Genomic DNA, 10,362 nt, shown 5'->3' with positions numbered 1-10,362 from the left:
AGCCAAGGCCGTGGCCGAACAGGCAAGGGCTGCAGCCGAAGCCACCGAACCGCCCCCACCGTTCTAGCGTTCCCAAGAACTCACAGGCCCGCCACGGCGATTCAAGCAATACCTAGAGCGGCGCAATCGAATCGACGTCGACAGACCGTTCAATAGTCAAATCTGTCGCCGACCACTGGGATTCAATGGGCGATTGAGACACTAGCTCCGGCGCCACCAACGTCGGCCCGTAGTCTTGGTCGGCGCTTGGGGTGTGGCGCTCGGTTTGTGGGTGGGGGCTTCGGCGGAGCCGAGACCGTCTTCTGGGGTGGCGGTGGATCCGTCGGTAGCCGGTGCGGCCTCCGCGGTTTCGTCCGCCGTGTCGCTGGTCTCTGGCGCAGAGTCTGCCTCGGCGGCGAAAGACTCGGGTTCTTCGGCGAGGTCGTCTGCGGTGGCTTCGGCTGATGCGATGCCTTCGACGGCGGCGTCGTGTACCTCAGTCGCGTCGGCTCCGGCGGCCTCGACTTCACCACCGTCTACGGAGCCGAGGCCGTCTTCGGGCGTGGCGGTGGATTCATCGGGCTCTTCGGCGGTGGCGTCAGCCTCTGGTGCGGTGTCTTCGGAGGCGTCAGGTGAATCGGGCTCGGCCGCGGCGTCGTCTACGGAGCCCACGCTGTCTTCTGGGGTGGCGGCGGAATCGTCGATGGCTGGTGTGGCCTCCGCGCTTTCCTCAGTCGTCTCGCCGGACTCTGGCGGAGCGTCTGCCTCGGTGGCGGGAGATTCGGGCTCTTCGGTGAGGTCGTCTGCGGTGGCCTCTGCGGACTCGGCGCCTTCGACGGCGGCGTCGTGTACCTCGGTCGCATCGGCCTCGGCGGCTTCGACTTCACTACCATCGACGGAACCTAGGCCGTCTTCTGGGCTGGCGGCGGAATCGTCGGTGGCTGGTGTGGCTTGCGTGTTGCTGTCCTCGGTGGTCTCGCCGGACTCTGGCGCAGCGTCTGCCTCGGTGCCGGGAGATTCAGGTTCTTCGGCGGCGTCGTGTACCTCGGTCGCGTCGGCTGCTGCTGCCTCGACCTCGTCGCCGTCGACCGAGCCCAGGCCGTCTTCGGGGGCGGTCTCAGCCTCAGCTTCTGCTGAGTCGGCGGTGGATTCGTCGGTGGCTGGTGTGATCTCTGCGGTTTCGTCGGTCGTGTCGCTGGTCTCTGGCGCGGTGTCTGGTTCTTCGGCGGCGGGAGACTTGGATTCTTCGGCGGCCACGTCGTCTGCGGTGGCCTCTGCTGACTCGGCGCCCTCGACCGCGGCGTCGTGTACCTCGGTCGCGTCGGCCTCGGCGGCTTTGACCTCGTCGCCGTCGACAGAGCCCAGGCCGGCTTCGGGGGCGGCCGTGGATTCGTCGGTGCCTGGTGCGGCCTCCGCGGTTTCGTCCGCCGTCTCGCTGGTCTCTGACGCGGCATCTGCCACGTCGGGTGACTCGGGTTCTTCAGAGGCGGCGGCGTCTTCGGCGGCTTGGACTTCGTCGGCCTCGGGCTCCGCGTCAGGCTCGGCGGCCACTTCTTCGGCCAACGATTCAGCCTCGGCGGCTCCGTCGACCGCAGCCTCGTGCGCTTCGGGTGCCCCGACCTCGGCTTCGACGGCCTCATCACCCTCGACTGAGCGCAGTCCGGCTTCACGCTGCTCATCGGCATCGACACCTGCTGCGGCGAACGCCTCGGCCTCAGCGATGTCCTCGGACGGCGCGGTCTCCACCTTCTCGGTCAGGTCCTCTGCCTCCGCAGCCGCCTCCGACTCGGTGTCGGCACCGCCCGCGGATTCGGTCTCGGCCCTGTCTTCATCACCTGCGACCTTGGCCGCGGCGACGACACCGGACGTGGCGGCCACCGCCACCAGTTCCTCACCGAACTCGTCGAGCCGGGACTCGTCGAGGTCCTTGCCGCGCAACGTCGACGGCTCGTCACGACCCTTTGGCGCGACCATGATGTAGATCACCGCGCCGATGAACACGAACGTCGACGTGAACGAGTTGACCCGAATGCCCGCGATGAGGGTGGCGGTGTCACTGCGCATCAACTCGACCCAGAAACGGCCGACGCAGTAGCCGGCGACGTACAGCGCGAAGAGGCGACCGTGACCCAGCTTGAAACGGCGGTCGGCCCAGATCAACACGGCGAAGATCAGCAGGTTCCACAGCAGTTCGTACAGGAACGTGGGGTGGACGACCGCGTAGACCTGGCCGGTCGACACACCGTCGAGCGAGTGTGGGCTGATGACACCGGACGGATCCAGCCGTTGGTAGATCGTCAGACCCCAGGGCAGATCGGTTTCGCGGCCGTAGAGCTCCTGATTGAAGTAGTTGCCCAACCGACCGATGGCCTGGGCCAGGATGATCCCGGGAGCGATCGCATCACCGAAGGCAGGCAAGGGGATTCCCCGACGCCGACATGCAATCCAGGCACCGACGCCACCGAGGGCGACTGCGCCCCAGATTCCCAACCCGCCGTCCCAGATCCGCAGCGCTGCAAGGAATCCCGCGCCGTCCGGGCCGAAGTACTTCTCCGAGTCCGTGATCACGTGATACAGCCGGCCGCCGATCAGGCCGAACGGAACCGCCCACAGGGCGACGTCGTAGATGACCCCGCGCTCGCCTCCGCGCGCCTCCCACCGGCGGTCGCCGAGCACCAGGGCCGCGACGATGCCGGCGATGATGCACAGCGCATACGCCCGAAGGGGAACGAACCCGAGGTGCCAGACCCCCTGCGACGGACTCGGAATGAAGGCCAGAACCGTTGTCGTCACGCTGAAATCCTCTGTCGCACGCCCTCGGCGAGTTCCTTGGTCAATGCCCTCACGGCGGGTATCCCGTCACTCAAGGCCGTCACTAGTGCGGAGCCGACGATGACGCCGTCGGCGTAGGAACCGATCTGTGCAGCCTGCTCACGCGACCGCACCCCCAGCCCGACTCCGACCGGGATGTCGGATATCTGCCTGACTCGGCGGACCAACTCGGGCGCCATGTCGGACACCGCATCGCGGGCCCCCGTGACACCCATCGTCGAAGCGGCATAGACGAATCCGCGCGACGCCTGCACGGTCGCCGCCAATCGCTCCGGGGTGGACGACGGCGCAACCAGGAAGATCCTGTCAAGGCCGTGAGCGTCGGACGCCTCGATCCACTCGTCGGCCTCGTCGGGAATGAGGTCAGGCGTGATCAGGCCGACGCCACCGGCCGACGCGAGATCGCGCGCAAACGCATCGACTCCCCAGCGCAGTACGGGGTTCCAGTACGTCATCACGACGGCCCGGCCGCCGGCCTTGCTGATCGCCTCGACGGCGGACAATGCATCGCGCACCCGCACGCCACCGCGCAGGGCGACTTCGGTGGCCGCGGCGATGGTGGGACCGTCCATCCCTGGATCGGAATATGCGACGCCGACTTCGATTATGTCGCAACCGGACTCGACCATTGCCGTCATCGCGGAAATCGACGTGGCGACGTCCGGGAATCCCGTCGGAAGGTAGCCGATGAGCGCCGACCGGTTCTCCGCCCGGCACTTCGAGAAGACGTTCGCCAGGCCATCGACCGTCATTGCGGCGTCTCCTCGTCGAACAGGCCGAACCACTTGGCGGCGGTCTCGACGTCCTTGTCGCCACGACCAGACAGGTTCACCACGATGATCGCGCCAGGACCGAGTTCACCGCCGAGCTTGATGGCGCCCGCCACCGCGTGCGCGGACTCGATGGCCGGGATGATCCCCTCCAGCCGGCACAGCAGCGCGAACGCGTCCATCGCCTCGGTGTCGGTGATGGGCAGGTACTCGGCACGGCCACGATCCTTCAGGTAGGCATGCTCGGGTCCGACGCCCGGATAGTCGAGACCCGCTGAGATCGAATGCGATTCGATGGTCTGGCCGTCTTCGTCCTGCAAGAGGTAGGAGAACGACCCTTGAAACGCTCCAGGGGTGCCGCCAGTGAAGGTTGCGGCGTGCCGACCCGTCTCGACCCCATCGCCCGCCGCCTCGTACCCGACCAGTCGGACACCGGGATCGTCGATGAAGGCGTGGAACACGCCGATCGCGTTGGATCCCCCGCCGATGCAGGCCGTCACCGCGTCGGGCAGCCGACCCGCCTGGTGGAGGATCTGCGCACGCGCCTCCATTCCGATGACGCGCTGGAAGTCGCGAACCATGGTCGGGAACGGATGCGGGCCGGCCGCGGTGCCGAAGCAGTAGTACGTGTCGTCGGCATTTGCGACCCAATCGCGGAACGTTTCGTTGATCGCATCTTTCAGCGTCTTGGAACCCGACTCGACCGAGACCACCTCGGCACCGAGTAGTCGCATCCGGGCCACGTTCAGCGCCTGCCGTGCGGTGTCGACGGCGCCCATGTAGATCACGCACGTCAGACCGAGCAGCGCGCACGCGGTAGCGGTCGCCACCCCGTGCTGACCGGCGCCCGTCTCGGCAATGATGCGGGTCTTGCCCATCTGCTTGGCCAACAACGCCTGGCCGAGCACATTGTTGATCTTGTGAGAGCCCGTGTGGTTGAGGTCTTCTCGCTTCAGGAACAGTCGGGCGCCGCCCGCGTGCTCACCGAGGCGCGACGCCTCGTACAGCGGCGACGGACGGCCGGTGTAATGGCGCTGCAGCCGGTCGAGCTCGTCGAGGAACGTCCGGTCGGTCCTGGCCTTCTCATACGCCGCCGTGACCTCTTCGATCACGGCCATCAAGGCCTCGGGGACCAGTCGTCCGCCGTACGGCCCGAAGTGCCCCTTGGCATCCGGGTCATGTGTCGATGGTTCGGCGACGGCAGTGCTGGAAAGCGGCAACTCCGGGCCTGCGAAATCCGCCACTATCTCAGCGCGAGGGTTTCGGGCAGGACGGGTGAGTGCCTGCGGTGACGAGATCGGCGACGGCGCTGCGCGGATCACCACTGGTGACCAGACCCTCGCCGACGAGGACGGCATCAGCACCGGCCCCGGCGTAGGCGAGCAGGTCCGCAGTGCCGCGGACGCCTGACTCGGCGATCCGAATGACGTTGGACGGCAGCCCAGGCGCGATGCGCGCGAAGCAGTCCCGGTCGACTTCGAGGGTCTTCAGGTCGCGTGCGTTGACGCCGATCACGAGAGCACCTGCCTGCAGTGCCCGGTCGGCCTCCTCCTCGGTGTGCACTTCGACGAGCGCCGTCATCCCAAGGGATTCGGTGCGGTCGATCATCGACGCCAGGGCGGGCTGCTCGAGTGCAGCCACGATCAGCAGAATCATGTCGGCGCCGTGCGCGCGGGCCTCGTGAATTTGATACGGGCCGACGATGAAGTCCTTGCGCAACACGGGGATCGACACTGCGGCGCGGACGGCGTCGAGGTCGTCGAGTGAACCGTTGAAGCGGCGCTGTTCGGTCAGGACGCTGATGATGCGGGCGCCGCCATCCTGATAGGCGCGGGCCAGCTTGGCAGGATCGGAGATGGTGGCCAGCTCGCCGCGAGAGGGGCTGGCGCGCTTCACCTCGGCGATGACACCGATACCCGGTTCGCGGAACGCCGCCATCACGTCCAGCGCGGGGACGGTGGTCTGGGCCCTCTGTTTGATCTCGGCCAGGCCGACGACTGCCTCGCGAGCGGCTACGTCGGCTCGGACTCCCTCGATGATGGAGCCAAGCACGGTACCCGAACTCATGTGCCGTCGCTTCCCTTCACGCCTTCTGGAAGTCCCAGATGATCTTTCCCACGAAGGGTAGCCGCCAGCACCCCACGGAGTGTCACCGCCCCTCGTTGTCCGAAGTCGTCGAGTCCTGTGTCGGATCTCGGGTGGGATCTTGGCCCTCGTCGAGTGCATCCCAGATCATTCGTTCGGACATCCCGTTCTGCTGGCCGTCCTGTCGCACGGCCTCGCGTTTTGCCGCGGGTGCCAGGTACTTTTCCGCGGTCGCGTTGCCCGCTCTGGCCTTCGCCGCCGACCGCACCAGCAGGACGGCGCCAGCCAAGGCGAACGCGGCCGCCACTAGCGTCAGCACGGCCCCAAGGTGATGGCGCTGGGTGCCCATCAGCGCGGTCACCGGAATCTGCGCGAGATCGGCAGCGCGGACACCGACGTCTCGGATGACCCACAGCCCGATTCCCAGGTAGCCCATCCCGACCGTCGCCACTGCGACGAGCACGCCGACGAGACGAAGCACCCATCCGCGAACGGCTAGCGCGGCCACCGCGGCGGCCAGCGCCACCAAGGCCAGTGGCACCAGCGCCGTCGACCAGGTCGCGCCGGACAACGTCGTCGACTTGGGTTGGCCGAGGCCGTCGAACGACGTGACGTCGACCCAGGTCAGGCGCGAAGCCCCCCACAGCACCAGCGCGGCGAGCACCAATAGCAGCTGCGCGATACGGGTCATGGTTCCTGCAGCGTTTCGGCGGCCGCGATCGCATTGAGAACGGCGCGCGCCTTGTTCGCCGCCTCGTCGTACTCGTACGGTCCGTTCGAGTCGGCGACGACGCCACCGCCCGCCTGCACGTAGGCCGTGCCTGCGCGCATGAGCGCCGTCCTGATGGCGATCGCGAAGTCGGCATTGCCCGCGAAGTCGAGATAGCCGAGTACGCCGCCGTAGAGACCGCGACGGGTCTTCTCGACCTCCTCGATGAGTTCCATCGCCCGCACCTTCGGCGCACCGGAGAGCGTGCCCGCCGGAAAGCAGGCGGTGACGGCATCGAGCGCGGTCTTGCCCTCGGCCAGATGCCCCGTCACGGTCGACACCAGATGCATGACGTGGCTGTAACGCTCGATGTGGCTGTAGTCCTCAACGCGGACCGTGCCGGGCACGCATACCCGTCCGAGGTCGTTGCGGCCGAGGTCGACGAGCATCAGGTGCTCGGCACGTTCCTTCTCGTCGGCCAGGAGCTCCTTCTCCAGAAGGACGTCGTCCTCCTCGGTCGCACCACGCCAGCGCGTGCCTGCGATCGGGTGGGTGGTCGCCTTGCCGTCGGTTACGGTCACCAGCGCCTCGGGGCTGCTTCCGACCACTGAAAAGTCAAGGTCCCCAGCATCGTTCGGAACGTTCAGCAGATACATGTATGGGCTCGGGTTCGACACCCGCAGCATCCGGTACACGTCGATCGGGTCGGCAGGCGTGTCCATCTCGAACCGCTGCGAGGGCACCACCTGGAACGCCTCGCCCGCCTCGATGTCGCCGACCAGCTTCTCCACGATCGCCGAGTACTCCTCGACCGTGCGCTGCGACCGGTGCCGTGGCGCGGGCCTGCTGAACGTCGCCACCGCCGATGGCAACGGCTCACCCAGTGCTGCCGTCATCACGTCCAGCCGCGCCATGGCGTCGTCGTAGGCCTCGTCCACGCGTTCGTCGGTGCCATTCCAGTTCACGGCGTTGGCGATCAACGTGATGGTGCCCTCGTGGTGGTCCACTGCCGCGATGTCGGTGGCCAGGAGCAGCAACATGTCGGGCAGCCGAAGGTCGTCGACGACCAGCTGGGGCAGGCGCTCCAGCCTGCGCACCAGGTCGTAGCTGAAGAACCCGACGAGCCCGCTGCTCAACGGCGGCAGGCCGGGAAGCGGCGCGGTCGCGAGCAGGTCCAAGGTGGTGCGCAGGGCCTGCAGCGGGTCACCTCCGCTTGGCGCGTCCCTTGGCGTGACGCCGAGCCACACCGCCTCGTCGTCGCGCACGGTCAGCGCGGAGGGGGCGCCGGCGCCGATGAACGACCACCGCGACCACGACCGACCGTTCTCCGCGGATTCCAGCAGGAAGGTTCCTGGACGGTTGGCCGCCAGCTTGCGATATGCCGACAGCGGCGTCTCACTGTCGGCGAGCACCTTTCGGGTCACGGGAACCACGCGATGCTCGGCGGCCAGCGCTCGGAAGTCCTCACGCGAGGTCGTGATCGCGAGGTCGGCGGACGCGCCTGCGGGCAAGGGCGAAGCGACCGGGGAATGTGCCTGCACGGGACAATCCTCCCAGACCGCTCTCGCGTAGCGTGACACCCATGAAAAAGGGTGACCAGGTTGCCGACTTCGAACTACCCGATCAGACCGGCACCGTCCGCAGTCTGACGAGCCTGCTCGCGGACGGCCCGATCGTGCTGTTCTTCTATCCCGCGGCGATGACGCCGGGTTGCACGAAGGAGGCCTGCCACTTTCGTGACCTCGCCTCGGAGTTCACCGCCGTCGGGGCCAACCGCGTGGGAATCTCGACGGATCCGGTGGCCAAGCAGGCGAAGTTCTCCGAGTTGCAGAAGTTCGACTACCCGCTCCTTTCGGATTCCGATGGCGCGGTGGCAACGCAGTTCGGCGTGAAGCGTGGCCTGCTCGGCAAGCTGATGCCCGTCAAGCGGACAACGTTCGTCATCGACACCAACCGCACCGTGCTCGACGTCATCGCCAGCGAGTTGAGCATGGACAGTCACGCGGACAAGGCGCTCGAGGTGCTGCGCTCTCGATGAAACCCGTACTGCAACTTGACGATGTGACATTCCGCAGGGATGGCAAGCAGATCATCGACGGCATCTCGTTGACCGTCAACGAAGGCGAACACTGGGCGCTGCTCGGGCCGAACGGGGCGGGCAAGAGCACACTGCTCGGCTTCTGCGGCGCCGTGACGTTCCCCAGCTCCGGCAGCGTCCGGGTTCTCGGTGAGGAGATGGGCCGCACCGACCTCGCGGTACTGCGTCGGTCGATCGGGCACGTCAATCCTCGCCACGGTCTACAGCACCCGCGGACCGTCCGCGAGGTGGTCCTCACCGGCATCACCGGGACCAATGACGTGCCGCTGCGCTGGACGCCGAGCTCCGACGAGGTCGAACGTGCCGACGCGATGATCGAGACGGTGGGCCTGACCCGCATCGCCGACAGCGTGTGGCCGACGCTGTCCCAGGGTGAACGGGGACGGACTCTCATTGCCAGGGCCTTGATCGCGGGCCCGCGCCTTCTCCTGCTCGACGAGCCGTCGACCGGCCTCGACGTCGCCGCGCGCGAACAGCTGCTGGAGACCATCGACTCACTCGGTGAGGCCCATCCCGACGTCGCCTCGATTCTGGTGACCCACCACCTCGAGGAACTGCCGAGCACGACGACCCACGCGCTGCTGATCGCCGAGGGGCGAACCGTCGCGAGCGGGCCTGCCCTCGACACGGTCAACACCGACAACGTCACGGCTGCGTTCTCGCACCCCGTCGCGGTCGGTCACCACGACGGTCGGTGGACCGCCAGGGCCAAGGCATCCCGGATGGACGTCTGACGCCAGAGCCGGCTCAACCCTCGGGCGCCAGCAGCTGATCCGCGTCGAAGCACGTGTGCTCTCCGGTGTGGCATGCGGCGCCGACCTGGTCGACCTCCAACAGCACGGTGTCACCGTCGCAGTCCAAACGCACCGAATGCACGTACTGCGTGTGGCCCGACGTCTCGCCCTTGACCCACTGCTCACCGCGGGAACGCGAGTAGTACGTCGCCCTGCGGGTGGCGAGAGTCTGAGCGAGGGCGTCGTCGTTCATCCAGGCCACCATGAGCACCTGCCCGGTGCCGCGTTCCTGCGCGACTGCGGCGAACAGGCCGTTGCCGTCACGCTTGAGCCGCGTGGCGATCGAATCATCCAGCTGTGCCGATCCCCCGGTCGCTTCGCTTCTGCCCGCCGTCACCGCACCACGATCCCTTCCTTGGCCATCGCCGCCTTGACCTTGCCGATGGTCAGCTCACCGAAGTGAAAGACGCTGGCGGCCAACACTGCATCGGCACCGGCTTCGACCGCGGGTGCGAAGTGCTCGACCGCGCCAGCACCGCCGCTGGCGATGACGGGGACCGTCACCGCCGCGCGCACGGCGCGCAGCATTCGCAGATCGAAACCCGCCTTCGTGCCGTCGGCATCCATCGAGTTCAGGAGTATCTCCCCGACGCCGAGTTCGGCGCCGCGGTGGGCCCACTCGACCGCGTCGATGCCCGTACCCCGCCGACCGCCGTGCGTGGTGACCTCCCAGCCCGACGGCGTCGGCTCGGCGCCATCGGGCACGGTGCGAGCGTCGACCGAGAGCACGATGCACTGTGATCCGAACTGGCGTGACAGCTCGGCGAGGAGCTCGGGGCGTGCGATCGCCGCGGTGTTCACCGACACCTTGTCGGCGCCCGCCCGCAGCAGAATGTCGACGTCGGCGACCGAGCGGACCCCGCCGCCGACAGTCAACGGGATGAACACCTGCTCGGCCGTCCGACGGACCACCTCGAGCATCGTCGTCCGGCCCGAGGAGGACGCCGTCACGTCCAGGAACGTCAACTCGTCGGCACCCTCGGCATCGTAGGCCGCCGCGAGCTCCACGGGGTCACCTGCGTCCCTGAGATTCTCGAAGTTCACCCCCTTGACGACCCGACCGTCGTCAACGTCGAGACACGGGATCACACGGAC

General features: G+C 67.5%; 10 protein-coding genes. 2 read left to right on the top strand and 8 right to left on the bottom strand.

All coding sequences use genetic code 11. The annotated features are described in order from the left end of the window. Window positions 1-201 precede the first annotated feature (201 nt). From lgt to ACRDUX_RS16640, 6 genes are all read right to left on the bottom strand, one after another. Entirely contained in the window at window positions 202-2,772 is a 2,571-nt protein-coding gene (lgt, locus tag ACRDUX_RS16665; RefSeq protein ID WP_526415122.1) for a prolipoprotein diacylglyceryl transferase, read from the bottom strand. Continuing rightward, a complete protein-coding gene (gene trpA / locus ACRDUX_RS16660; RefSeq protein ID WP_526415121.1) occupies window positions 2,769-3,563 on the bottom strand; it encodes a tryptophan synthase subunit alpha in 795 nt (264 codons plus the stop codon). Before trpA ends, lgt begins: the two co-directional genes overlap by 4 nt. After that, window positions 3,560-4,825: a tryptophan synthase subunit beta gene (trpB, locus tag ACRDUX_RS16655; RefSeq protein ID WP_526415120.1), complete on the bottom strand. Its 1,266-nt coding sequence runs from the start codon at window positions 4,823-4,825 to the stop codon at window positions 3,560-3,562. The genes trpA and trpB overlap by 4 nt, the downstream gene beginning before the upstream one ends. Before the next feature lie 4 nt (window positions 4,826-4,829). Beyond that, window positions 4,830-5,648 (bottom strand): indole-3-glycerol phosphate synthase TrpC, encoded by an 819-nt coding sequence (gene trpC, locus ACRDUX_RS16650; protein WP_526415119.1) that lies wholly within the window; start codon window positions 5,646-5,648, stop codon window positions 4,830-4,832. A gap of 82 nt (window positions 5,649-5,730) precedes the next feature. Beyond that, on the bottom strand, window positions 5,731-6,357 hold the full coding sequence (locus ACRDUX_RS16645) for a TIGR02234 family membrane protein (RefSeq protein ID WP_526415118.1): 627 nt from the start codon (window positions 6,355-6,357) through the stop codon (window positions 5,731-5,733). Further along, window positions 6,354-7,886: an anthranilate synthase component I gene (locus ACRDUX_RS16640; RefSeq protein ID WP_526415124.1), complete on the bottom strand. Its 1,533-nt coding sequence runs from the start codon at window positions 7,884-7,886 to the stop codon at window positions 6,354-6,356. Before ACRDUX_RS16640 ends, ACRDUX_RS16645 begins: the two co-directional genes overlap by 4 nt. Window positions 7,887-7,957: 71 nt before the next feature. On the opposite strand from ACRDUX_RS16640, the gene ACRDUX_RS16635 reads away from it, so the two are divergent. Together ACRDUX_RS16635 and ACRDUX_RS16630 are read left to right on the top strand one after the other, a co-directional pair. Next, entirely contained in the window at window positions 7,958-8,413 is a 456-nt protein-coding gene (locus tag ACRDUX_RS16635; RefSeq protein WP_526415117.1) for a peroxiredoxin, read from the top strand. After that, window positions 8,410-9,207, top strand: a complete 798-nt coding sequence (locus tag ACRDUX_RS16630; RefSeq protein ID WP_526415116.1) for an ABC transporter ATP-binding protein — start codon at window positions 8,410-8,412, stop codon at window positions 9,205-9,207. The genes ACRDUX_RS16635 and ACRDUX_RS16630 overlap by 4 nt, the downstream gene beginning before the upstream one ends. Before the next feature lie 13 nt (window positions 9,208-9,220). On the opposite strand, the gene hisI is transcribed toward ACRDUX_RS16630, so the two are convergent. Next, window positions 9,221-9,562 carry a phosphoribosyl-AMP cyclohydrolase gene (hisI, locus tag ACRDUX_RS16625; RefSeq protein WP_526415123.1) on the bottom strand — a complete coding sequence of 114 codons (342 nt, stop codon included), beginning with the start codon at window positions 9,560-9,562 and terminating at the stop codon, window positions 9,221-9,223. A 38-nt stretch (window positions 9,563-9,600) separates the two neighbouring features. Further along, the coding region (gene hisF, locus ACRDUX_RS16620) for an imidazole glycerol phosphate synthase subunit HisF (RefSeq protein ID WP_526415115.1) at window positions 9,601-10,362 on the bottom strand (762 nt) is incomplete at its 5' end.

The organism is Mycobacterium sp., assembly GCF_050701675.1.
GTDB lineage: Bacteria > Actinomycetota > Actinomycetes > Mycobacteriales > Mycobacteriaceae > Mycobacterium.
The sequence above is the reverse complement of the archived record's forward strand: the minus strand, read 5'-3'. Positions and strand labels throughout refer to the sequence as shown.

Coding starts and splice junctions, on each gene's coding strand:
- ACRDUX_RS16635 (WP_526415117.1), top strand. CDS start 7,958: ATGAAAAAGGGTGACCAGGTTGCCGACTTCGAACTACCCGATCAGACC.
- ACRDUX_RS16630 (WP_526415116.1), top strand. CDS start 8,410: ATGAAACCCGTACTGCAACTTGACGATGTGACATTCCGCAGGGATGGC.
- trpA (WP_526415121.1), bottom strand. CDS start 3,563: ATGACGGTCGATGGCCTGGCGAACGTCTTCTCGAAGTGCCGGGCGGAG.
- ACRDUX_RS16645 (WP_526415118.1), bottom strand. CDS start 6,357: ATGACCCGTATCGCGCAGCTGCTATTGGTGCTCGCCGCGCTGGTGCTG.
- trpC (WP_526415119.1), bottom strand. CDS start 5,648: ATGAGTTCGGGTACCGTGCTTGGCTCCATCATCGAGGGAGTCCGAGCC.